Origin of the sequence: Candidatus Methylospira mobilis (genome assembly GCF_009498235.1) — a bacterium.
GTDB lineage: Bacteria > Pseudomonadota > Gammaproteobacteria > Methylococcales > Methylococcaceae > Methylospira > Methylospira mobilis.
The window spans coordinates 3,190,682-3,212,314 of the sequence record NZ_CP044205.1 but is presented as its reverse complement, the minus strand read 5'-3'; the positions used below and the strand labels follow the sequence as shown (position 1 = coordinate 3,212,314).

Below are 21,633 nucleotides of genomic sequence, written 5' to 3'. Positions count from 1 at the left end.
TTTGATCGAAGATCTTTGAAGTATGAAGATATAATTTATTCAATATTCACATAAATAAAGCAGAAAAGATTTTTTGTCCACGAAGTTCACGAAAAAATATATAAAAATTTTCGTGTATTTCGTGTGCAGTTTATTGCTTCGTGTTCGAGAAATGTCTGAATCACTTGACTCATATAGCTTGCAGCGTTTCCGTTCAGACACTAACTACAGCATGCCCAGTTGCAGCTGTGCCGCTTCCGACATCATGTCGCGCGACCAGGGCGGATCGAAAACCACTTCGACATTGACGGCAGTGACGCCGGGCAGGCTGCCGATGCCGCGCTCGACATCCTGCTGTATCACCGGACCCATGCCGCAACCGGGCGCGGTCAGGGTCATGACGACATCGGCCTGATGTCCGCCGTTCGCGTGAGGTGTTATTTTGCATTGATAAACCAGCCCGAGTTCGACGATGTTGACCGGTATTTCCGGATCGAAAACGGTGCGCATCATGGCCCAGACATTTTTTTCCACGGCTGCGCTGTCTTCGCCCGCTTCAAGCGGGTTCAGGGTGGAGGGTTCCTTGCCCAGCGCGTCGGCATCGTCTCCTGTGATGCGCACCATGTTGCCGCGCTCGTCGGTGACGGTGAAGTTGCCGCCCAGCGACTGGAACAGCGTGACTATGTGGCCCTGCGGCAATGCGACAGGGGTGCCTTCGGGGATGCGTATCGCTTCGACGTCCCTGAGTAATGCTATGCTTTCACGGCCATACATCGTTATTGTGTTCCACTTTTGTATTGAGTTATTCTGGCGAAGTCGCTTTTTATCATGCCTTGATCAACTGCCCGTTCACGCCTCGGCTGGCGGGGCCGAGCAAAAAAAGATAATGCCTGGCCAGGGACGCAGCCGATGGCAATGTTTCTACCGGTTCGCCAGGATGCGAGCGGCGGCGCATGCGCGATTGCACCGGTCCAGGCGCAAAGATGTTGACGCATACGTTACCGGCGCTCTCCTGCTCGCGGGCCAATATTCCGGCCATGCCTTCCAGCGCTATTTTGGCAACTCCGTAAGCTCCCCAGTAGGCGTTGCCATGCCGTGCCGATGAGTCGGTGGTGAATACCACGCGGGCATCGCTTCCGAGTGCCAGTAAGGGCAGCACAGAACGCGTTAGCAGGTGAGCGGCTGTGAGGTTAACGGCTATCAGGCGGTTCCAGTCGCATTCATCGACCTGATCGAGCGGGGACAATGTACCCAGTTCGGCTGCGCTGTGCAGCAGACCGTGCAGTTTCCCGAATTCCTTATCTATGGCGTCTGACAGAGCGTTGTAATCCTGTTCTCCCGATTGCTCCAGATCAAGCGGGTACAGCGCCGGAGGCAGGCAGTTCGCCGATACAACGGCATCGTAGATCTGTTCCAGAGGACGTGGTTCCTTGTCGAGCAGAATCAACTGCGCTCCGGCATGGGCGCAGGCCATGGCTGCGACACGGCCCAGGCTGCCCGCAGCGCCGGTAATCAGTATAATGCGCTCCGCCAGATTGTTACCGGTTTCCATGTTCATGCCTGCTGATTTAGCCAGTCGATCAGCGCGACCGGCTGATCAATTTGCTGATCCGCGCCCCATGCGGTCGCAGGGTCGTCTGCGCTCACGTAACCATAGCATGCTGCCAGCGTATACATGCCGGCGTTGCGTCCCGCTTCAATATCGCGGCGCGCATCGCCGATATACACGGACGAGCCAGGTGAGGCGGCGAGTATGCGGCAGGCCTCCAGTAATGGCATCGGATGTGGTTTTTTTTGCGGCAGGCTGTCTCCGCTGATGATGCAGGGCGTGCGCCGCGTTAGATTCATCGCATCCAGCAGCGGCAGCGTAAAGCGGCTGGATTTGTTGGTTACGATGCCCCAGGGGATTCCGCGTCCGTCCAATTCGTCCAGGACTATATCCATCCCATCGAAAAATCGGGTTCGCTGTGCGATATTCTGTTGATAACACTCCAGCATACGATCCAGCAGCGCTGAAAAAGGTTTGTCGTCCAGATCGGGCTCCGCGTAACGCAGCATAGCGGCCGCACCCCCTGAAATGTAGGGCTTCAGGCCTTCCTCGCTTCGCGCCGCATAGCCCGATGAGGTGAGCGCCTCATTGCAGGCTCCGGTCAGGTCGGGCGCGGTATCGAGCAGAGTACCGTCCAGATCGAACAGCACGCTTGTGATAAGGGCAGGTGATTTCATCGCTACTCGGCAGAGCGGCGAAACGCCGCCAGATAATTGACGCTTAAATCGGAACCGATACTGAATTGCCGGGTGAGCGGGTTATAGCTGATGCCTTCCATGCCCAGCAGTTCCAGATCGGCTTCGCGCGCCCAGCGCGTGAGCTCGGAAGGACGAATGAAGGTTGAGTATTCATGGGTGCCTTTCGGTATCATGTTCAACAGATACTCTGCGCCGACTATCGCCAGTAAATAGGCCTTGGGGTTACGATTCAAAGTGGAGAAAAAAACGATTCCGCCCGGTTTTACCAGTTTGCTGCAGGCGCGCACCACGGAAATCGGATTGGGTACATGCTCCAGCATTTCCATGCAGGTGACTGCATCGAATGCGCCGGCCTGTTGTTCGGCCAGCGTTTCCGCGCTGATTTTTTGATAACTGACGCGTACGTCCGATTCCAGTCCATGCAAATCAGCCACCGACAGCAGCTCTTCGCTCAGGTCGATGCCCAATACCTCGGCGCCTGAAGCGGAGAGCGCTTCGCTGAGTATGCCGCCGCCGCAGCCGACATCGACGATTTTCTTGTCCGCAAGCGGGACATGCGCGCGTATGAATTGCAGGCGCAAAGGATTGACTGCATGCAGGGTTTTGAATTCGCCTGCGGGATCCCACCAGCGTTCCGCGAGAGCGCCGAATTTGTTGATTTCGTGTTGATGGACGTTTTCTGTTGTGCTCATAGTATTCTCAAATGGAAGGTTGCGCGGTTGACAGTCGATCCAGCCATATTTCGCAACGCGCCAGAATTTCGGCGCTGTCGAGCGTGGTTAGTTCGCGGTTTTTCAGCAGGCGGCGGCCGGCCACCCAGACATCGCTGATCTGATGTCTGCTCGCGGAGTAAACCAGATCGCTGATCGGATCATGGAGCGGCTGGTTTTCCAGCAGGTTCAAATTGACTGCGGCGATGTCGGCCGACTTGCCGTTTTTCAGCGAACCAATTTCATGTTCCAATCCCAGAGCCTTGGCGCCGTTCAGCGTAGCCATGCTCAGCGCGCGCGCCGCAGGCAACGCGCCCGCATCTCCGGCAACGACCTTTGCCAGCAGCGCGGCGGTACGCATTTCGCCCATCAGGTCGAGATCGTTGTTGCTGGCTGCGCCGTCGGTGCCGAGTGCGACGTTGATGCCAGCCTCGAGTAGCCTGGCTACCGGACAAAAACCGCTGGCGAGTTTCATGTTGGATTCGGGGCAATGTACGACATTAACACCAGTTTGTGCGAGCAATATAATCTCTTCGTCGGTGAGTTGCGTCATGTGTACACTGGTCAGCTGCGGCCCCAAAAATTCCAGTCGCTGTAGACGTTTCAGCGGCCGTACGCCGTGAGATGCAATGCTTTTGTCTATTTCATTCGCCGTTTCATGCAGGTGTATATGCACGGACAAGTCCATTTCAGCCGCCAGGGTGCGGATGCGGCCCAATGCTGGATCTGAGACGGTGTAGGGCGCGTGCGGTGCGAAACTGAACTGAACCAGTGGCGCTGCGGCGCGCAATTCATCGAATACTGCCAAACCTCGTGAAAAGTATTCGTCCGGACCGCTGGCCCATGCGGTAGGGAAGTCGGCCACGATCAGGCCGATGGTTGCGCGCATGCCTGCTACGATAACGCGCTTGGCGGTAATCTCCGGGTAAAAATACATGTCGTTAAAGCAGGTTATGCCACCGCGGATCATTTCCGCCATCGCCAGATCGTTGCCGTCTCGCACAAAGCTTTCGCTGACCCAGCGCTGTTCCAGCGGCCAGATGTGGTTTTGCAGCCAGTCCATCAGCGGCAGATCGTTGGCGACGCCGCGCATCAAGGTCATGGCGGCGTGAGTATGCGCATTGACGAAGCCGGGGATCAACGCATGCTGCGGAAGTTCTTCCAGCTGTCTGGGCTGATACAGTGCAAGGGCTTGCGCGACAGGCAATACACCGATAATACGCCCATCGTTAACAACGACGGCATGATGCTCAAGCACCAGCCCTTCCGGTTCGACCGGAATGATCCAGCGTGCGGCGATGAGGGTATCAACTTGCATTAATATATCCAAGTAATTCGGTAAACTTTAGCACATTGCCAGTCTCGGCAATATCACTATTTCTCATTATAGGCCCGCAGGCGCGTAACCCAACATTCGGCGTTGATTATTACTTCGAGCTTTATCGTCGGGTTACGCTTTCCGCTACGCTCCATGCTAACCCAGCCTGCAAATTGCGTTCAGGACAAGGCTCTGAGTTTGTCGAACCATGAATGGCAATGTCTGGTATTCGGTGTATCCTTAAACGACGCGGTTTTTCTTGAGGTGGCGGTACTCGACCGGGGCTACGCGGCCGCGCATGGAAACTTTGTCGTACACTTCGTCGAAAGCTGCGCGGCAATAAGGCAGTTCGGCGCGCAGTTTGTCGTAATGGCTGTGATCGAACATGGTGCGAAAATCTTCCATACTCATCAACGTCTTGGCATACAGCGCCTGAAAACCTTGATGTTCGGTCACGAACTTTTCCAGTTTCGGCAGTTCGACACGGTTGTCGAAACCGGGTTTGCGCGGCAGGCCGTAGGCGCCGACATCCACATAGAGCGTGTCCTGATTGCCGTCGGGCAGGGTATGGGGGTGAATAAAACCGCTGTGCAGCGGATTATCCGGAATCGCCATCGGCGAAAGCCATAGCGGATAAACGTCGCAGTGATCGTCAAAATAAGTCAGCGCATCTTTCAGGTGTGAGACTGGCATCAGCATGTCCTGGAGAATCTGATGCGCCTCACTGAGCCTGCGCGTGGTTTCGGTCTCGGTGAATTTAAGCAGTTCGATGTTCGGCGGCAACGCCCAGCCAAGCAGCGCCCGGAACAGCGGATGATTGCCGAACGGAATGATTTCTTCCATCATCCAGAAATAGCTGCGGGTATGGCGATGGAAATAATGCCGCAACGGTATGTATTCATAGCCGCTTCGTGCCGCGTCCAGCCAGGTTTTGACGTGGAGATAAAACCACGGTTTATACCAGCGGCCTATCGGATTGACAGCGCCGTCCTCGGCGTCGATCGTGTCGGTGAGCTTGCCGCGCATGATAACGGCGCTGTCGCGGCTGTAGACAAGCGCTTCCACGAAGTCGTTGCCGGCCGTGTCGCGGCTGGCGGCTTCGAATTGCGCAACGATGTCGTCCTGTCCGGTTACCGGCTGATAATGAATTTTGACATACTTTTTGGCCGGCACTATTTTGATTTCCGCTGCAACCAGAAAACCGAGCGTGCCGTGGCTCCACGGGATCGCGTAAAAGAGTTCTGTATTTTGTTCCGGAGTGCAGCGTACCAGTCTGCCTTCCGCCGTGACGATTTCGAAAGCGCTGCAGATATGCTGGAACAAGCCGTATTTGTGGCTGCTGGTTTCCACGCCGAAGCCCATGATCAGGCCGCCTACGGTAAGCGTATCAAGTTCCGGCGTCACGGCGGGCATCCAGCCCAGCGGAATCAGGTAGCGCGACAGTTGTCCCATGTTGACCAGCGGTTCGACTCTGACGGTCTGCTGTTCGGTATCCAGCCCCAGAATGTCGTATAGTTCGACCCGGATATTGCGGTGGGTCAGCTTGTATTTGGGAACCATTTCGCTCATGGAGTTCCAGCCGGGGCGAGCGGTGCACAGTTTTTCGCGGCAGCCGTCGCGGCGCCATTGTTTGATCTGGGCTATCACCGCCTGTACGCGTGCGTCGTGTTGTGCCGGCGCGCTGTTGCGGTAAAACGCCAGACGGTTGCGTAGCGCTACCCAGATATTGAAAGCGGTGGAGAGCGGCAACAGGAAAACGGTGGCGAATATGCCCCGGTGATGGGTGAGGATATGCTCGAACAGATTTGCGGCGCGGGTTTGTAGTGTGGTCATGGTCGGGGTTACGCGTAGTTAGCCGTAAGGGGATATGCACTGCATATCCTGCAGGGCTATTTTAGGCGGTTTCCGGAAATCTTCCTACCCATCGGGGCACAGTAAATCAGTGTGTCCGGAACAAAGTTGATGCGTTGGTGCCGGATTGATTCCAATAGCGTGGTTTATGCCGGCAGTCGGCCTCTGCTTATCGCCTTTGGGAAAGTACACCCAACTGCTCGAACTGTTTTGACTTGTCGGCGGTTCCGATCTGGTCCTTGGGCCGCTGTTGAATTTGATTCGTCCGGCGACATTGCGGTCACCCGGTCCGCGGGCGTGGTTGGGCCGAACCGGATAACGGCGCTTGCAGCAAGGGTTTTGCGTCTACATCAGGTAGTGATTCAGTTCGCTATATTTGCTGTAGCGTAACTATTCAGTGAGTGCTTTTAAGTTACGAACGAAGCAGTCGGATTGAGGCAAACCAGTCGAGACACGCTGCAAGTCCGTCCCTGGAAGCACTTTGCGCCCATCCGAGGGCGCAAAAGGTCCCGCCTGACTCACCACATTTCCTCGCCTGCGGGTAGTAGGCTGAATAGCCACGCTATAATAGCAGGAGTAGCTCGGCAGGCAGGTACGACTGCCCTTGTCGTTCTTTTGGTAGCGCCATTGTCCTTGCAGTGCATTTCATCCGGGACCGTCAATCAACGCGGGAGCGCTTCCTTCCGCTCCCGAATCCAGGGAGGCGCCGTTAATCGTCGCTGCTCAATATGCCAAGTATCTGCAGCAAGCTGGTGAACAGATTGAAAATGGTCACATACAACGAAACCGTGGCCATGATGTAGTTGGTTTCGCCGCCATGGATGATTTCGCTGGTCTGGAACAGGATCATGCCGGACATCAGCAGTATGAACATGGCCGATACCGCCAGATGCAGGCTGGTCATTTCAGGCATGAACACAGCCACCAAACCGATGATAAAGGCTACCAGCACGCCGGTCATCAGCATGCCGCCCATAAAGCTGAAATCCTTGCGCGTGGTCAGCGCATAGGCGGAAAGGCTCACGAAGATCAATCCGGTGCCGCCGAGAGCGGTCATGACCAGTTCCGTGCCGTTGCCGAGTTGATGAACGTAAACGTTTAATATCGGACCCAGCGTCAGCCCCATGAAACCGGTCAATGCAAACACGCACAATATGCCCCAGGCGCTGTTGCTGAAGCGGTTGGTCAGGAACAGCAGGCCGAAGTAGCCTACCAGCGTAATCAATATTCCGGGGTGCGGCAGTGCAAACGCCATCGACAATCCTGCGGCAGCGGCGCTGAACAGCAGCGTCATCGATAACAGCGCATAGGTATTGCGCAGAACCTTATGGGATTCCAGTAATCCTGGGCGGGTTTGAGTGATGGTAGTGTAACGATTCATTGGAAATATTCTCCAGTTATGTTGTTCGTCCGGGCTACAAGCTACAGATAGCTCTATGACAACGCGATGTTACTCCAGTTCCGTTCTGTCCGCCATAGAGTGAGCGGACGACGTGGCGGCGTCAGCGCTTAATCCAATCAAGGACTAACTATTGCGCTGTTGCTGCTGTAAGGCTGTCGAGGCGGCGCGCATTAATTAAAGCAATGCGTTTTTCAGAAGGCTTGCAGCAGTGCTGCCGCCCTGGGATTGCACGTACTGGAGCATGATCGGAACGAATTGCTGTATCAGGTCGGGGCTTAGTCCCAGTTTTTGGAACGATCCGGCGAGAGTAGCCAATTCGCTAAGAGAGCTGCCTTGTCCTCCCAGTAGACCGGCGGCGGAACCCAGCAACGCTGTGGTGTTCGAGGAGGATGACAGCAGTGGCGCAGCCGCCGTCAGGTATTGATTGATATCCGGCACCGCTTTGCTAAGCTGGGAAAAATCCGTCGGGTTTAGCTGTTGCTTGGCAATCGAGAAAATCGATCCCGCTCCTCCCAGTGCTTGCTGCGGGGTGATGTTGAGTTGCCGCGCCAGTGTGGAAGCCAGCGCAAGATTGGATAACGCGCTATTGGCTGCGGCTGCGCCGCCGGCGACCTGATTGGCCGCATTTGATATCTGCGCGGCTGTGTTGGTAACTGAGGATGGCAACGTTTGCGCTGATGTTTGCCCCGCAGCGGCAACAAACCAGGGTGTGAAGCATAGCGCGATGATAGCGAGCGAGGAAAGACGGGTAGACGTTTTATGAGGTTTCATTACGAGGCTTCCTTAAGGTGATTTACTGAAATTGCTTTATTCCGAAAAACCGAGGTTGTCGCCATAGTTTAAGCGTTGTGTAAATGTTACTACGAATTGGGAGCCTGCGAAGCTGAAGCTCATGCTCTGCGCACCTCAATCTACACTGCCGGACCGGTCGACATTTCCACTGTTGTGTAGTAGGAACCAGACGGAGATTGGCTTAAGTCAGGAGATTGCGCCGATGATGAAACCTCCAAACCTCGCATGCGTACTGTTTGCGCTACTGTTATTGGTCTGCGGTATCGCCGAGGCTATTCCCCGTCCGAGTCAAGACTTCCCCGTCCAACTCTACCTGAGCGGCCCGGCGGAAATAGATCGGGGTTTGACTTTGCACTTGCCGGATGATATGGGCGCCGGTACCCGGCAGTTGGGAAAGGGCGTTGCGCTTTCGACGGGGCCGGATGTCCTGCAAGCGCTTGCCGAAGGCAACGGACCGAAACAGTCGCGCTTGGTGCTCGGTTATGCCGGCTGGAGCCCTGGACAGCTGGATCATGAATTGGCGCGCGGCGACCGGCTGGTTGCTCCGGCTGACCCGTCGCTCATTTTTTCTGACGATCCGGATGAGGTCTGGGGTAAGGCGCTGTTGCATGCCGGTATCAGTCTCTGATGTAAAAGTGACCGGCAAATGCATTTTCCGGGAATTCAAGTGTTATTTTCCAGACGCATGCCTAGATAAAACTTTACAGAAACATGACAAAGATACTAGAATTATGGGAGCATCGGGGGTGGTGTAGAAGCGGTTCCTGAGCTTATGTCTTACTCGGCTTTAGTCATTATGATATTTGCCGGTAGAACTGAAGGTGTTTTGAGGTATTGTTCCCGTCGATGGGGTGGGGCTTCAAGACGCATAGCGCGTACTGTAAAGTTTTGCATATAAAAAACATACATTTGAGGAGATACACAATGAAACATTCTAAAACTCTGGGCGGTTTGATTTTGGGCGGCGTATTGGCGCTGGGCGGTTCCGTTGCATTCGCGGCTGAAAATACGGAAGGCGTTCTCGAGCACTTGAACTTGACCGTCACAACCACCAAAGAAGCACTGGCTGCCGCCCAGGCCGGTAATAAGGAAGGCTGCTTGAGCGCCATCAAAGCGGCCAAGCAGCATTACAAGGAACTGACCGGCGCACCGTCTGGCAAACCGGCTCAGGACGCAATGAAACTTGTTAGAGAAGGCCAGAATGCCTGTGAAGCTGGCGATACCGCCAAGGCTGTTGATCCTCTGAGCAAGGCAGTAACCGGGTTTGAAAAAATCAACGCAGAAGCTCACGCCAAATAAGATTCGGCTGCGAAGTATTTGAGTTGAAAACCCCCGCGCTTGACGGCTCGGGGGTTTTTTTAGGCGAGGCTAAAGTTGTTTTACCAATATACGCGCCTGCTCAAACGCATCGCGAAAATCCAGGTATACCGGTTTGTCGGTGTTCAGCATTTGCGTCAGCAGGTGATGCTGGAGCTGGTACTTGATGTCTCCTACCGCGAGCGCTCCAATGCCCACCGAACCGGGGCTGTTGATGGCGTATTGTAATGGCGCGCCATTATCCTTGAGCTTGATTCCCTTGATGCCGAGCGGCGGCACTGCGTTGACGTCGCCCGCGACTTTCAGCTGATGTGCATCGGCTTGCACCGAAGCGCCCAACACCTCAATGCCGGCTCTGGCCGTGCAGAATACGATATCCGCGGTTGAGATCAGGCGCGCTTTATCCGCTTCCGAACCGGCATAAGTACCTTCCAAGGATGACCCGCAGCGGCGATTGTATTCATCTGCTTTCTGCAGAGCGGTGTCGACGGAAAGATGGTCGGAAATCAGCGTAACGGCGCCGGCCAGCGAAGCAATAACTGCGGTTGCCAGACCTACCGGGCCGGTGCCGCCGAAAACCACGGCGCGCAACCCGCTGAGTTCGGTATTATGTTTTTGTTTTAGCTGGTGCTCCACGCAGGCAACCAGGGCGGCTGCCGTCGTGAAAGCGCCGCTGGGGTCGGCGAGTATGGAAACTTCGAATGGCGGCACCATGGCCTTTTTTGCTGTCGCAAGCATATCCAAAGCCAGGCCGATATCGCGTCCGCCGATAAAAATGCCTGTCCGTTTGACGCCGGACGGCCCGCGCGAAAAGATGGCATCCTGTATCAGGCCGTTGATTTCATTGATATCGACGTTACTGTAAGGAAGTAAAACCTCAAACCCTGCATCGGCAGCCATGTTCAAATCGAACGGGCTGGTGTGCGGCATGGGGTCGAACAAGTGAATGATGGAGCGCTTTTCCATAAATTTCTCTCCTGAAAATAGTCGTTCTTAAACACTGCGTGAAGGAAGCTGGGCTTACATCCGATACTGCTTTATTGCTTAACCACTCACCTGCCGCTTGGGAAGCTGAGGCTAAGGCTGTGTCGTGATACGAGGAAGCAGTCGGCCTGTCAACCGCGCCGTCTTAGTCGGTCTTGCATAACGTTATGTGCGCCTCTATTGTGATGTCAAGCCCGGCGCTATTGAATAGTAAGGTTTTACTTCACCTTCACACCCTTCCGGGTGAAGGTGCCGAGGCATCCCGGTTTGCTGTCGATGCGTCGATTGTTTGTGCAAGGGCGATAAATCGGCGCGGGACACTGTTTTTGCTTAAGACATGGATGTAAACAGCCGGGCTGCTTCGAAGGCATGTTCATAATGCAGATAAACCGGTTTGCCGTCCGTTTGAATATGCATCAAATTCAGCAGTCTGTTCTGGGTCTGGTATTTGATATTGCCTATGGCCAGCGCCCCAATGCCAACGGCGCCGCTGCCCGAACCGGCAAGCGGAATGCAATTGTGATGCGCGTCAAGTCCGGCTACGCCTGAAGGCGGCACCGCGTTGACATCGGCGGCTACCTTGAGGGCCGCTGCGGCGGCGACCAGCTCCGCGCTCAACACTTCGAAGCCTGCTGCGGCTGTTGCAAACACGACATCGGCTGTTTTGATCAATTCCGCCTTGTCCGCGTCTGCTGCGCCCTCAATCCCGGTTTTGCCTGCGCCGTACGCTTCATTACAAAGGGCGGCGATATTTTGGGCTTTTTCCAGCTGACGTCCGACGATTTTGACCTTCGCGCCGGCGCGCGCCGCCAGCACGGCTGCAACCTGTCCTACCGGTCCGGTGCCGCCCAACGCCAATACCCGGGTTCCAGCAAACCCGATGCCCGTTTTGCGAACCAGTTCATGCTCGACCATTGCAACCATGGCTGCTGCGGTGGTAAAAGCGCCGCTGGGATCGGCGAATACCGAAACTTCGAAAGGCGGCACCATGGATTTTTGCGCGGCGCGCACCATATCCATCGCCGTTTTTACATCGCGCCCGCCGATAAATATCCCGGTGCGTTTGACTCCTTTGGGGCCGCGCGAAAAAATTGCATCCTGAACCAGCGCGGTAATCTCGGAAGCTTCCACATGTGTATAAGGAATAACCGAACTCCATCCGGCATCCAGCGCCATGTTGACGTCGAACGGGCTCAGATTTTTTTCAGGGGTGAACATGTGCAGAATAAAGGGTTTTTCCATGGCGGCTCCTCGCTGGCTAGTTAAGGCTTGTTGGGAAATCGATTCCGTACGCGCTTCACGGCATCCCGGTCGGCATTCCCAAAAAAGCGGCCATTGTCCCACTATTGGTATTGAATAGGGAACACTATGCGGTGCGATTTTCCCGGTTTTCTATATATTCGATAATAAATTGCTTCTTGTTGTAACGCCTTGGCGGACCAGTTGTGATTTTCGGCAAAACTGCGCCCCGCGCGCGCCAGCCGTTCAGCCAGTGCGGCGTCTGTCAGTATTTGCGTCACCAGCGCCGCCAGTGCGGGGGCATCATCCGGATTTTCCAGAAACAGGGCTTGCTTGCCCGCTTGCAGTTCAGCCGCAATGCCGCACCAACGCGGCGCGCTGACGACAACAGGGAGCGCATGCGCCATTGCCTCCAGCACCACCATGCCGAAGCTGTCTTCGTGCGTGGGGTGGGCGAGCATGTCCGCGGAGCGGTAGGCCGGTGTAATATCAGCCAGTTGTTCAAGAAAATGAACCCGGGAACTGATAGTCAGCGCTTGGGCTTGCGCCTGAAGCGCCGGAATATGAGTGCGATGGGTGATGGCTGTCAGATGCACTGCGTCGGGCAGAGTGGCCAATGCGCGCATCAGGGTAGGCAAGCCTTTCTTGTTGGCGTCATTACCGATAAATAATATTTGGTATCCCTGCTGGGGCAGTCCCAGACCTAGTCGCGCGAAGTTGCGTTGACTCGCTCGTTCGTCAGGCGTGGGCGCGAGCGCCGGCAGGTCCACGCCTGGAGACAGCGCTATGGCGTGGTCTTGCAATAGCGGATATTCGCGCAACAGGTCGGACAGCGTGGATAGCGACACGGCTATCGCCACTCGGCCGGGCCGGGGGCTGAAACGGGCTTTTTCCAGCAGGAGATAAGTCCATAAACGTGGGCTGGTTGCCACTTGCAGCCGGCGTTTCGCCAGACGCCATCCTTTACGATTGAAGAACAGGCCTTGTTTGATCGGTTGCACATGGACGGTCTGCACTTGTCCGTGCCATGTGTTCTCGTGCGAATGCACGATATCGAAAGCATTTGCGCGAGTCCGCCACCAGGTGTAAACGGCAAACCAAAGCTGATTCAGCCAGCGCGGACGCGCCAGCAACAGCGGAACCCGGTGGTAGCTGACGCCGGGACAGACATGTTCTATCTGCTGAGCATAAACGTGAATGTCGTGACGTTGCGCAAGCAGTTCGACCATTCTTACCGAGTAATGTTCGGCTCCGCCTGCTCTGGAGGTGAATTGACGGTTCAATACCGCGATCTTCAGTCGCTGCAGCTGCGTTGATTCAGCCACGGCGGTCTTCATAGGCGGTGGCTATCTTGATCCAGAAGCGCAGGGGATCGGTTGATTTGGCAACCAGCACGCGGCGCAACGCAAAGCGGTCGTCGTTTTCAGCGACGCGTCCTCGGCGTGTGGTGGTGGCGGTGACATAACCCGCCTCTCGCACCATATGCTGGTGCCGCTCGCTAAAACGGCCATACGGGTAACAGAAGTGACGTATTTCAGCGCCCAGACGCTGTTCGAGTTCGTTTTTCGATTCCTGAATTTCGGCTTTGGCTGTTGCGTCGTCCTGCGTTGTCAGATCAAGGTGATAGCGGGTATGGGAACCGACGTCCATGCCGGCCGCCAGCCATTGCCGCCAGTCGTCATCGTTCATCAATGGCTTTTGCGGAACGCCGATTTCCGCGTCCCACTGATTGCAGCCGCCTGATAGGCCCGATAAGCCGTAGCAGGTTGCAGTGAAACGGTGGCGCTGTAATTCGGGCAGCGCGTGCTCCAGGTTGTTGCGGTAACCGTCGTCAAAGGTAATGCCGAATACTTTGCCACGCCGCCTTTCGTCCAGGTAGGGCTCCAGGTCGCGCATTGATAAGCCGTGATAGCCCAATGTGGACAGCAGCGCCATTTGTCTGCGGAATGAAACGGGTGAAACCGTCAAACCACGCATAGGCGTGCCTTTAGCCGGCGGCGTATCAATCTGATGGTACATCAGGATCGGAATCGGGTTGCGCACTGCTCAAACTCCTGGGTTGTGCTGGACGGGGCATCGATACTGGGCAGGATACGACAATCCTGTGCGAGTGTCATCGCTGACGCTCAGGTATTTCCTGCCCGGCAAAGCTGGTCGGGTTTGATGCGCTTTCGTTTATAACAGGCGGCATGCTAGAGTACTCGCGCGACGTGCATGTCGTCTGGTTATTCACTGAATACTTTTGAAGGATGCTGTATGAATATGAAAAAATCGGTTTTTGTTTTACTGCTAATTTTCGGAGCTTTTTCGGGACTGGCTTACGCCGAGGCGCCGGCTGCCAATGCGGCAGCTCCGGCCGTTCCGCCTTCTGCCGACGAGCAGGGTACATTAAGCCTGCTGCGCGCCGGGCTGCGCCTGGATCATCGTGAGTTCGTGAAATCCTCCCTGAAGTTGAACGACGATGAAGCCAAGAGGTTCTGGACGCTTTATAACCAGTACGAAGGGGATCTGATTAAGGTTCACGATCGCAAATGGCAGGTGATTCAGGATTACGCCGACAACTATGATGATGTGTCGGAAGACAAGGCCGCCGAATTGGTAAAAAACATGTTCGAGGTTCGCCAATCCCGAACCGATGTGCTGAAAACCTACTATAAAAAAATAGCAAAGGCACTGACCAACAGGATGGCGATGCGCTTTGTGCAGGTTGAAAGCGTGTGGAATGCAGCGAGCGATTTAAAGCTGGGTACCGAGATTCCGTTGATACCTAAACAGTAAATCCGGAAAAGGGCGCATCATTTGCAAATGATGAGCCTTCAAAGGTTTGCCATTAACTTACGGAGAGAGTGCTTACAGGAAACAGCAATCGGCTGTTCTGATGCAGATTGATTGGGTGGGCGCAGCATAGGGCCGCAGAGTTAACAGACTCTCGGCTTTTCAATTATTTAGCTTCGTTGCTCCGGGCCTCTCGATTACAGCTTACGAAATACGTGAGGAAGGCATCTGCCCGGTCTGTGTGGAAAAATCGTAAACTATTCAGCTACTGTTGTATATCACTGCAGGAGTGGGCTTTAGCCCGCTCCTGCAAAAGTGTTTCATTCGAAGACTACATTGCAGCCCCTTTTCGATGATGCGTTTTACGTAGAAGGCTCTAATGATCTGAATAGTTATCCCGGTTTTTATATTTAAACCCTTGTTTTTAACTCATGTCGACCCCATTCCGGCAATAAGCTGCCAGGAGGTACGCCATGCAAACTGTACGCCACCCCGCGGTTGCGGGAACGTTTTATCCACGCGCGGATTATGTTTTAACGCACGATGTGCGCGCGTTTCTGGCATCGGCGCGCCCCTTTTATCTGAAGCCTAAAGCCTTGATCGTGCCGCATGCCGGTTATATCTATTCCGCTGCCGTCGCTGCCGTTGCTTATGCCGCCCTGCAACGATTCGCGTCGCCCATACGCCGGGTGGTGTTGCTGGGTCCGGCTCATCGGGTCGCGGTACGAGGTCTGGCTTTGCCGGGCGTCGATGCCTTTGCCACGCCTCTCGGTCTGATTGAGCTTGATCAGGATGCGGTGCAACTGATCTCCGGGCTGCCGCAGATTATCACCAGTCCGCAATGCCATGCGCAGGAACACTCCCTGGAAGTGCAACTGCCGTTTTTGCAAACCGTGCTGCCCGCATTCAAACTGTTGCCGCTGGCGGTCGGCGAAGCTTCTGCGCAGGAAGTAAGCGGGGTGCTGGAATTGTTATGGGGCGGGGATGAAACCTTGATCGTAATCAGTTCAGATCTTTCCCATTATCGGCCGTACGATACTGCAAAACGTATAGATTCCGCCACGGCACAGTCGATACTCCGGCTGGAGTCGGGACTAAACCACGAGCAGGCTTGCGGCGCCACTCCGATAAACGGGCTATTGCTCGCTGCAAACCGCCATAGCCTGAAACCCCATCTGCTCGATCTGCGTAACTCCGGCGACACGGCAGGACCGCGCGACGGCGTAGTGGGCTACGCGTCTTTCGCATTTACCGAGGAGGCCGGTTATGTCCACTGAACAGGGTAAATTGTTGCTGCAGATTGCACGCGCGGCGATTGCGGGTGAGTTGGGGCGGGCGGCCTTCGCCGATGAAAGTGCGCCGTGGCTGACTGAGAAGGCGGCCTGCTTCGTCACGCTTACTAAGCAGGGACAGCTGCGGGGGTGCATCGGCAGTCTGCGCGCATATCGTTCATTGCTTGCCGATGTAAAGAACAACGCGGTATCCGCCGCTTTTCGCGATTCGCGCTTTGAGCCGTTGACGGTCGAGGAGTTCGATATCACCGACATCGAAATTTCATTGCTATCCTCCGCCCAGTCGATGACGGTCAGGGACGAAGCGGATGCGCTGGCGCAGTTGCGGCCGCATATGGACGGCGTTATTTTTGAATATGGGCATCACCGCAGCACATTTTTGCCGCAGGTGTGGGAGCAATTGCCGCAGCCGCGCGAGTTTCTTGCGCATTTGAAACTCAAAGCCGGGTTTCCCGCCGATTTCTGGGCGGAAGGGGTAAAGCTGTCGCGCTACACGGTGATCAAGTATTGCGAACACGAATATTCGGGAGGCAAACCATGAACGACGCAATAGATATTACCGAGCGTTACCCGGCCCGATACTGGCATAAACTGGACGACGGACGTATCCAGTGCGATCTTTGCCCGCGCGACTGCAAGCTGCGCGAAGGTCAGCGCGGCGCGTGTTTTGTGCGCGCCTGTATCGATGACGCGATGGTGCTGACTACCTATGGCCGCAGTTCCGGCTTTTGCGTCGATCCGATAGAGAAAAAACCGCTGTTTCATTTCTATCCGGGTTCCCGTATTTTGTCGTTCGGCACTGCTGGGTGTAATCTCGCCTGTAAGTTCTGCCAGAACTGGGACATTTCCAAATCGCGCGATTTCGATCGTTTGACCGATCTGGCCGGCCCGCAGGATATTGCGCGCGCCGCCCGGGAAACGGATTGCAGAAGCGTCGCTTTTACCTACAACGATCCGGTGATATTCGCCGAATACGCCATGGACGTGGCCGATGCCTGCCGTGAACAGGGCGTTAAGACCGTCGCGGTGACGGCAGGCTATATGCACGATCAGCCGCGGCGCGAGTTTTACGCGAAAATGGATGCCGCCAATGTAGACCTGAAGGCGTTCACCGACGAGTTCTATTTCAAGCTGACCGGCGCGCATCTGCAACCGGTGCTGGATACGCTGGTCTATCTTAAACACGAAACCGATGTCTGGTTCGAACTGACAACGCTGTTGATACCCGGCTACAATGACAGCGAACATGAAATCGGCAGGATGTGCGACTGGATAGCGAAGGAGCTCGGCTGCGACGTGCCTCTGCATTTCTCCGCATTCCATCCCCATTACAAGATGACCGAGCTGGAGGCTACTCCGCCGCAGACATTGCAAATGGCGCGGGGCATCGCGCATGCGGCCGGTCTGTCCTACGTTTATGCCGGTAATATACGCGATGTAGAGGGCGGCACCACCCGCTGCGCCGCCTGCCTAACCCCGCTTATCGTTCGCGATTGGTATGCGATAAACGACTACCGGGTGACGGACGGCGGCGCGTGTCCCGAATGCGGAGCGGCATTGGCGGGGCATTACGGCAAGTTCGAGCAGCAATACGGGCCGCAGCGTATTCGCGTGGTGATGGGGCGGAGTTGAGCCAAACAGCCGAAAAATTATCGATACGCAAGCCTGCGCGGTTGAATCGATATCCATTTCGTCTACGATAAAGGGTTAGACAATGCGCGCGATGCTGCTCGAACAAACCGGTTTGCTGAGAGATAGTCCGGAGCCTTTGCGGCTGGTCGAAAGGCCCGATCCCAGTCCGGCAGCCGATGAATTGTTGATCCGCGTAAGCGCGTGCGGGGTTTGCCATACCGAGCTGGATGAGATTGAAGGCCGCATGCCGCCGCGACTGCCTGTTATACTCGGACATCAGGCGGTAGGCAGCGTTTTGGCAATGGGAAAAGATGCAGCCGGTTTTACTATCGGTGAGCGTGTCGGTGTGGCGTGGATATTTTCCGCTTGCGGGCTGTGCGGTTATTGCCGGCGCGGCGACGAAAACCTGTGCGCGCAGTTTCAGGCTACCGGGCGCGATGTCCATGGCGGCTATGCGGAACTGATGACGGTGTCGGCGGCATTTGCGCATCGGATTCCTGGAGTCTTTACTGATGCAGAAGCCGCACCACTGCTTTGCGCGGGGGCCATCGGCTACAGATCGTTGCGCCTGACCGGGTTGCAGGATGGTGGGATTCTGGGGCTGACCGGTTTTGGCGCGTCGGCGCATCTGGTGGCGAAGCTGGTGCGCCATCGGTTTCCGGCTGCGCGCTTGTTCGTTTTCGCCCGTAGCGGCAAGGAGCGCGATTTTGCACTGGAGCTCGGCGCGGAATGGGCCGGGGATACCGGCGAACAGCCGCCCGAAAGGCTCGATGCCGTTATCGACACCACACCGGCGTGGACGCCGGTTGTCGAAGCATTGCGCCGGCTCAAGCCGGGCGGACGGCTGGTGATCAATGCGATCCGCAAGGAAGACAGCGATAAGAAGGCCTTGTTGCGGCTGCATTATCCCGAGCATTTATGGCTGGAAAAGGAAATCAAAAGCGTAGCCAACGTCAGCCGCTACGATGTGCGCGAATTCCTGCGTCTGGCAGCGGAAGCCGGCATCAAGCCCGACATTGAGGAATACGCTCTGGAAGATGCGAACCGCGCGCTGCTTGAGTTGAAGGAAAAACATATCCGCGGCGCCAAGGTGTTGCGTATGTGTTGATTGTTTTGTATCTACTCATATAATGTAGCCTTGTTACTTTAACCGCGAAACTTTTCAATATAGGGAGAAAGCAATGTCAGACGATTTAGCTTTTAAAATTCAGCTGGGCGTAATTCTGCCGAAAATGAAGGAGAAACTCACAACTGAGTTAAGCTCCATTGTTGAAGATGTTGTGAAAATTGTACAAGCAGGCAACCGGGCCGGAGAAGTTTTTGAAATGGAGCCTGTGAAGCAGATTATTTTGAAAGACTTCGATATTTTTCTTACTGACTGCATCCTTCCTGAGATTGAAAGGAAACTGGCCCCGGCTCCGGTTGAGGAAGCATCGGCAGCTGAAGCGCCACCAGTGGCCGAGGCGTCAGAAGCTCCATAGGCAAGACGAATAATCCGGGTCGCGTTCGGGCTCGGTAAGCCGCATCAAGTCGAATCGCGCCGTGAATACCCCATCAGGTTCCGGTCGGCATTACATGGGCGTATCTATGGCGCGGCGCTCCAGGCTTGGTTCACCCGCTCCGTCCGCTTGATTTTTTGTGACACATCACCGCGCATGTTGCCTATCGTTCTGAACTATTCAGTCAACGGACTTTGCGGATGACAGGTGTTTTGGAATAGGACGCCGAATAAATCTCCATCTGAAAAGCGTGGTAGGAACGAGCAAGGGTGGCAGGATAGGTACTGCGTTTTTTTATGACGTTTCAGCAGTTTTTTGAGCTCTGTCAGGCTGCGCATATTAATCACGTCGCCAGCTTCGAGCCGGCCGCGCCTGATTCATTTCCATTCCCAGTAACTTAAATGTGTCTCATGGTGCGTGTCGCCGGAAAAGGCCTGCTTCAGTACCAATCCCTTGGCCATGCGGCTGTGTATACTCATGACAGGCCGCCTTTAGGTAACCGGGTAGACCCTCATGCGTTATTGCATTTATCTCACGTTCGACCGGCAAACGCACCTCATTTTGCAACAGTTGCAGGAAAAGCTGGCTGCTCGCGCGCCGGGCTTCGGCCTGGACGGCAAGCTGTGGCCGCATCTGTCGTTACTGGTTTTCGACGACGCGGATCAGGACGGCGTGCTGATCCGTTTCGACCGGGTTGCTGACGGCTTGAATGCATTTGTCGTTGAGTTGAATGGAATAAATATTTTTTCGGGACGGCGTAGCGTTGTGTTTGTAGAGCCCGTGCCATCGTTTGCATTGCAAGACGGTTACTTGCGAAGCCTGAATATCTTTTCCGGTTCCACAGCCGCTCCCGAATACCGTGCTCCTGATTTATGGAAACCGCATGTTACGATCGCCAAAGGCAGGGGGAACGGCGTCGCCCGTGAAATAAAAGAGCTGGCGGATAGCGAGTGGGCGCCTCGTACTGCGGATGTTGACGGTATTGGTTTGATTAATGTGCAAAAACCTGCGGAGGTTTTGGCCGCGCGACTTTTTGATCACAGGAGTACACCATGAAGCGTTTTCTGATTTTACTGCTTTTGCTGTTCAGTCCCCCTTTGCACGCCGCGTTGCACGAGCGGGTCGTGGACTACCGTGCCGGGAATGTTCTTCTAAAGGGATACCTGGTTTGGGACGACGCCTACGGTACGAAACAGCCGGCGGTGCTGGTCGTGCATGAATGGTGGGGATTGAATGATTATGCGCGGGAACGAGCCCGCATGCTCGCCGGGCTGGGTTATACCGCGTTGGCGGTCGATATGTATGGCGAAGGAAAATCGACCGAACATGCATCCGACGCGTCCGGGTTCATGAATAATGTGCTCGAGCATGCGGATGTGGCGCGCGAACGTTTTCTTGCGGCCAAAGCGCTGCTTGAGCGTCAGCCGATGGTGGATGCCTCGAAAAAGACCGCGGCGATAGGCTATTGTTTCGGCGGCGCTACGGTGTTGAACATGGCGCGTCAGGGTGTTGATCTGGCGGCGGTAGCCAGTTTTCACGGCAACCTGGTTACCCGTACGCCTGCGCAGCCCGGCGCGGTCAAGGCACGGGTTCTGGTCTTAAACGGCGCCGACGATAGTTTCATTACGCAGGACAGCATCAGGGCTTTCGAGCAGGAAATGCAGCATGCCGGCGCGGACTATCGTTTTATAAACTATCCCGGCGCCGTACACGGCTTTACCAATCCGGATGCGGACAGGCTCGGCAAGGCCAACAACATGCCGCTGGCTTACAATGCCGCGGCGGACAAGGCGTCCTGGGAGGCGATGAAGCAGTTGTTTAACGGGGTTTTTGGGAGATAGGGACATTCCTGTTTTCGGCGTTATCCCGGCAGTGCGAATATTCCGCCCTGCACCGAGGTAAGCCGCTGGCGCAGAGCCTGTCGAAGCATCAACGGCTTAACCTTCAATGTTGTTGGAGGGATTCACACTTCGATAAGCTTTGAGCATTCGAATGCGCGGCCAATTCGGATCTGTATACCTGATTCACAGCAAGCGCCGGCGAGTGCTTTTATACATGGCAGCAACGGTCGAATTGCTGTCAGACCACTGCCGTGGCAAACATGACGCCATTGACCTCCCTTTCAGCTTCTATCCTCCGCTGAGTTCGCGGGTCTTTTTTCTCGCCGCGTTGAATCATAAGCCCCCCGGCTTTGGGCGCGTCGCGGCATTTGCGTATGCCCCGGTCCGGAAAATCAAGTTCCATCACTTCCATCAGTAATCGAGCAAATCCTTCCACTGAGCGGTAATGCAGACCGAACAGCGCATGGAGTATCGGGCAGCGCTTGGGCCTCTCTGTATCCGAGTGCGTCAAGTGCGCACCGCGTTTGCCGGTATTTTCCTCTGTTGGTTTCGCTGCAGAAAGTCCTCGCCGCCCAAAGTCTGTGGGTTTATGCGCCAGCGCCATCCGTATACAGAAAAAGCTTGAATAGTATCAATCCGACAACCTCGAAACCAGCTGTCAGATTTGACAGCTATAAAGGAGGCGTTCCGGATGCTAGCATTAAAAACAGTTCGTAGCCACTGTCGCATTAACATGCGTTGCTGATGAGTTCGCT

At 55.3% G+C, this 21,633-nt stretch carries 23 protein-coding genes; 10 read left to right on the top strand and 13 right to left on the bottom strand.

What is annotated here, in order from left to right; all coding sequences use genetic code 11:
- Positions 1 to 204: 204 nt before the first annotated feature.
- The 8 genes from sufT to F6R98_RS14585 form a co-directional block, all read right to left on the bottom strand.
- Positions 205 to 753, bottom strand: a complete 549-nt coding sequence (sufT, locus tag F6R98_RS14620; protein WP_153249680.1) for a putative Fe-S cluster assembly protein SufT — start codon at positions 751 to 753, stop codon at positions 205 to 207.
- 52 nt (positions 754 to 805) lie between these two features.
- Positions 806 to 1,531, bottom strand: coding sequence for an SDR family NAD(P)-dependent oxidoreductase (locus tag F6R98_RS14615; RefSeq protein WP_153249679.1), 726 nt, complete (start codon positions 1,529 to 1,531; stop codon positions 806 to 808).
- A gap of 2 nt (positions 1,532 to 1,533) precedes the next feature.
- Positions 1,534 to 2,205, bottom strand: a complete 672-nt coding sequence (locus F6R98_RS14610) for an HAD family hydrolase (protein ID WP_153249678.1) — start codon at positions 2,203 to 2,205, stop codon at positions 1,534 to 1,536.
- 2 nt (positions 2,206 to 2,207) lie between these two features.
- Positions 2,208 to 2,918: a bifunctional 2-polyprenyl-6-hydroxyphenol methylase/3-demethylubiquinol 3-O-methyltransferase UbiG gene (gene ubiG / locus F6R98_RS14605; RefSeq protein WP_153249677.1), complete on the bottom strand. Its 711-nt coding sequence runs from the start codon at positions 2,916 to 2,918 to the stop codon at positions 2,208 to 2,210.
- 7 nt (positions 2,919 to 2,925) lie between these two features.
- Positions 2,926 to 4,254, bottom strand: coding sequence for a TRZ/ATZ family hydrolase (locus F6R98_RS14600; RefSeq protein ID WP_153249676.1), 1,329 nt, complete (start codon positions 4,252 to 4,254; stop codon positions 2,926 to 2,928).
- A 240-nt stretch (positions 4,255 to 4,494) separates the two neighbouring features.
- Complete coding sequence (locus F6R98_RS14595; RefSeq protein ID WP_153249675.1) at positions 4,495 to 6,087, bottom strand: FAD-binding protein; 1,593 nt, start codon at positions 6,085 to 6,087, stop codon at positions 4,495 to 4,497.
- 727 nt (positions 6,088 to 6,814) lie between these two features.
- Positions 6,815 to 7,486 carry a Bax inhibitor-1/YccA family protein gene (locus F6R98_RS14590; RefSeq protein ID WP_153249674.1) on the bottom strand — a complete coding sequence of 224 codons (672 nt, stop codon included), beginning with the start codon at positions 7,484 to 7,486 and terminating at the stop codon, positions 6,815 to 6,817.
- Between the two features lie 195 nt (positions 7,487 to 7,681).
- Positions 7,682 to 8,278: a DUF2780 domain-containing protein gene (locus F6R98_RS14585; protein ID WP_153249673.1), complete on the bottom strand. Its 597-nt coding sequence runs from the start codon at positions 8,276 to 8,278 to the stop codon at positions 7,682 to 7,684.
- A gap of 223 nt (positions 8,279 to 8,501) precedes the next feature.
- On the opposite strand from F6R98_RS14585, the gene F6R98_RS14580 reads away from it, so the two are divergent.
- Positions 8,502 to 8,927: a YqgE/AlgH family protein gene (locus F6R98_RS14580; protein WP_228124889.1), complete on the top strand. Its 426-nt coding sequence runs from the start codon at positions 8,502 to 8,504 to the stop codon at positions 8,925 to 8,927.
- A gap of 296 nt (positions 8,928 to 9,223) precedes the next feature.
- On the top strand, positions 9,224 to 9,598 hold the full coding sequence (locus F6R98_RS14575; RefSeq protein WP_153249671.1) for a small metal-binding protein SmbP: 375 nt from the start codon (positions 9,224 to 9,226) through the stop codon (positions 9,596 to 9,598).
- A 69-nt stretch (positions 9,599 to 9,667) separates the two neighbouring features.
- Here F6R98_RS14575 and F6R98_RS14570 read toward each other — a convergent pair whose 3' ends face one another.
- From F6R98_RS14570 to F6R98_RS14555, 4 genes are all read right to left on the bottom strand, one after another.
- Positions 9,668 to 10,582: an NAD(P)-dependent methylenetetrahydromethanopterin dehydrogenase gene (locus tag F6R98_RS14570; protein ID WP_153249670.1), complete on the bottom strand. Its 915-nt coding sequence runs from the start codon at positions 10,580 to 10,582 to the stop codon at positions 9,668 to 9,670.
- Positions 10,583 to 10,930: 348 nt separating this feature from the next.
- Positions 10,931 to 11,842, bottom strand: coding sequence for an NAD(P)-dependent methylenetetrahydromethanopterin dehydrogenase (locus F6R98_RS14565; RefSeq protein WP_153249669.1), 912 nt, complete (start codon positions 11,840 to 11,842; stop codon positions 10,931 to 10,933).
- A 101-nt stretch (positions 11,843 to 11,943) separates the two neighbouring features.
- Positions 11,944 to 13,164, bottom strand: a complete 1,221-nt coding sequence (locus F6R98_RS14560) for a glycosyltransferase family 4 protein (protein WP_228124888.1) — start codon at positions 13,162 to 13,164, stop codon at positions 11,944 to 11,946.
- On the bottom strand, positions 13,157 to 13,882 hold the full coding sequence (locus F6R98_RS14555; protein ID WP_228124887.1) for a polysaccharide deacetylase family protein: 726 nt from the start codon (positions 13,880 to 13,882) through the stop codon (positions 13,157 to 13,159). The genes F6R98_RS14560 and F6R98_RS14555 overlap by 8 nt, the downstream gene beginning before the upstream one ends.
- 213 nt (positions 13,883 to 14,095) lie before the next feature.
- Here F6R98_RS14555 and F6R98_RS14550 point away from each other — a divergent pair, with 213 nt between their 5' ends.
- From F6R98_RS14550 to F6R98_RS14520, 8 genes are all read left to right on the top strand, one after another.
- Complete coding sequence (locus F6R98_RS14550; RefSeq protein ID WP_153249667.1) at positions 14,096 to 14,617, top strand: hypothetical protein; 522 nt, start codon at positions 14,096 to 14,098, stop codon at positions 14,615 to 14,617.
- Between the two features lie 470 nt (positions 14,618 to 15,087).
- Entirely contained in the window at positions 15,088 to 15,891 is an 804-nt protein-coding gene (gene amrB, locus F6R98_RS21665) for an AmmeMemoRadiSam system protein B (protein ID WP_194269957.1), read from the top strand.
- Positions 15,881 to 16,447, top strand: a complete 567-nt coding sequence (gene amrA, locus F6R98_RS21660; RefSeq protein WP_194269956.1) for an AmmeMemoRadiSam system protein A — start codon at positions 15,881 to 15,883, stop codon at positions 16,445 to 16,447. The genes amrB and amrA overlap by 11 nt, the downstream gene beginning before the upstream one ends.
- The gene (amrS, locus tag F6R98_RS14540; protein ID WP_153249666.1) at positions 16,444 to 17,538 is read left to right on the top strand and encodes an AmmeMemoRadiSam system radical SAM enzyme; all 1,095 of its coding nucleotides are present in this window, start codon (positions 16,444 to 16,446) and stop codon (positions 17,536 to 17,538) included. The genes amrA and amrS overlap by 4 nt, the downstream gene beginning before the upstream one ends.
- Positions 17,539 to 17,620: 82 nt before the next feature.
- A complete protein-coding gene (locus tag F6R98_RS14535) occupies positions 17,621 to 18,646 on the top strand; it encodes a zinc-dependent alcohol dehydrogenase family protein (RefSeq protein WP_153249665.1) in 1,026 nt (341 codons plus the stop codon).
- Positions 18,647 to 18,719: 73 nt separating this feature from the next.
- Positions 18,720 to 19,019, top strand: a complete 300-nt coding sequence (locus F6R98_RS14530) for a hypothetical protein (protein WP_153249664.1) — start codon at positions 18,720 to 18,722, stop codon at positions 19,017 to 19,019.
- Positions 19,020 to 19,550: 531 nt separating this feature from the next.
- Positions 19,551 to 20,093 carry a 2'-5' RNA ligase family protein gene (locus tag F6R98_RS14525; protein WP_153249663.1) on the top strand — a complete coding sequence of 181 codons (543 nt, stop codon included), beginning with the start codon at positions 19,551 to 19,553 and terminating at the stop codon, positions 20,091 to 20,093.
- Positions 20,090 to 20,878 (top strand): dienelactone hydrolase family protein, encoded by a 789-nt coding sequence (locus tag F6R98_RS14520; protein WP_153249662.1) that lies wholly within the window; start codon positions 20,090 to 20,092, stop codon positions 20,876 to 20,878. Before F6R98_RS14525 ends, F6R98_RS14520 begins: the two co-directional genes overlap by 4 nt.
- Before the next feature lie 238 nt (positions 20,879 to 21,116).
- Here the strand turns inward: F6R98_RS14520 and F6R98_RS14515 are convergent, their stop codons facing one another.
- Entirely contained in the window at positions 21,117 to 21,389 is a 273-nt protein-coding gene (locus tag F6R98_RS14515; RefSeq protein ID WP_153249661.1) for a hypothetical protein, read from the bottom strand.
- Positions 21,390 to 21,633 lie beyond the last annotated feature (244 nt).

Excerpts from the sequence above, each read along its gene's own strand:
- sufT (WP_153249680.1), bottom strand. The coding sequence starts at position 753 with ATGTATGGCCGTGAAAGCATAGCATTACTCAGGGACGTCGAAGCGATA.
- F6R98_RS14615 (WP_153249679.1), bottom strand. The coding sequence starts at position 1,531 with ATGGAAACCGGTAACAATCTGGCGGAGCGCATTATACTGATTACCGGC.
- F6R98_RS14610 (WP_153249678.1), bottom strand. The coding sequence starts at position 2,205 with ATGAAATCACCTGCCCTTATCACAAGCGTGCTGTTCGATCTGGACGGT.
- ubiG (WP_153249677.1), bottom strand. The coding sequence starts at position 2,918 with ATGAGCACAACAGAAAACGTCCATCAACACGAAATCAACAAATTCGGC.
- F6R98_RS14600 (WP_153249676.1), bottom strand. The coding sequence starts at position 4,254 with ATGCAAGTTGATACCCTCATCGCCGCACGCTGGATCATTCCGGTCGAA.
- F6R98_RS14595 (WP_153249675.1), bottom strand. The coding sequence starts at position 6,087 with ATGACCACACTACAAACCCGCGCCGCAAATCTGTTCGAGCATATCCTC.
- F6R98_RS14590 (WP_153249674.1), bottom strand. The coding sequence starts at position 7,486 with ATGAATCGTTACACTACCATCACTCAAACCCGCCCAGGATTACTGGAA.
- F6R98_RS14585 (WP_153249673.1), bottom strand. The coding sequence starts at position 8,278 with ATGAAACCTCATAAAACGTCTACCCGTCTTTCCTCGCTCGCTATCATC.
- F6R98_RS14580 (WP_228124889.1), top strand. The coding sequence starts at position 8,502 with ATGATGAAACCTCCAAACCTCGCATGCGTACTGTTTGCGCTACTGTTA.
- F6R98_RS14575 (WP_153249671.1), top strand. The coding sequence starts at position 9,224 with ATGAAACATTCTAAAACTCTGGGCGGTTTGATTTTGGGCGGCGTATTG.
- F6R98_RS14570 (WP_153249670.1), bottom strand. The coding sequence starts at position 10,582 with ATGGAAAAGCGCTCCATCATTCACTTGTTCGACCCCATGCCGCACACC.
- F6R98_RS14565 (WP_153249669.1), bottom strand. The coding sequence starts at position 11,842 with ATGGAAAAACCCTTTATTCTGCACATGTTCACCCCTGAAAAAAATCTG.
- F6R98_RS14550 (WP_153249667.1), top strand. The coding sequence starts at position 14,096 with ATGAATATGAAAAAATCGGTTTTTGTTTTACTGCTAATTTTCGGAGCT.
- amrB (WP_194269957.1), top strand. The coding sequence starts at position 15,088 with ATGCAAACTGTACGCCACCCCGCGGTTGCGGGAACGTTTTATCCACGC.
- amrA (WP_194269956.1), top strand. The coding sequence starts at position 15,881 with ATGTCCACTGAACAGGGTAAATTGTTGCTGCAGATTGCACGCGCGGCG.
- amrS (WP_153249666.1), top strand. The coding sequence starts at position 16,444 with ATGAACGACGCAATAGATATTACCGAGCGTTACCCGGCCCGATACTGG.
- F6R98_RS14535 (WP_153249665.1), top strand. The coding sequence starts at position 17,621 with ATGCGCGCGATGCTGCTCGAACAAACCGGTTTGCTGAGAGATAGTCCG.
- F6R98_RS14530 (WP_153249664.1), top strand. The coding sequence starts at position 18,720 with ATGTCAGACGATTTAGCTTTTAAAATTCAGCTGGGCGTAATTCTGCCG.
- F6R98_RS14525 (WP_153249663.1), top strand. The coding sequence starts at position 19,551 with ATGCGTTATTGCATTTATCTCACGTTCGACCGGCAAACGCACCTCATT.
- F6R98_RS14520 (WP_153249662.1), top strand. The coding sequence starts at position 20,090 with ATGAAGCGTTTTCTGATTTTACTGCTTTTGCTGTTCAGTCCCCCTTTG.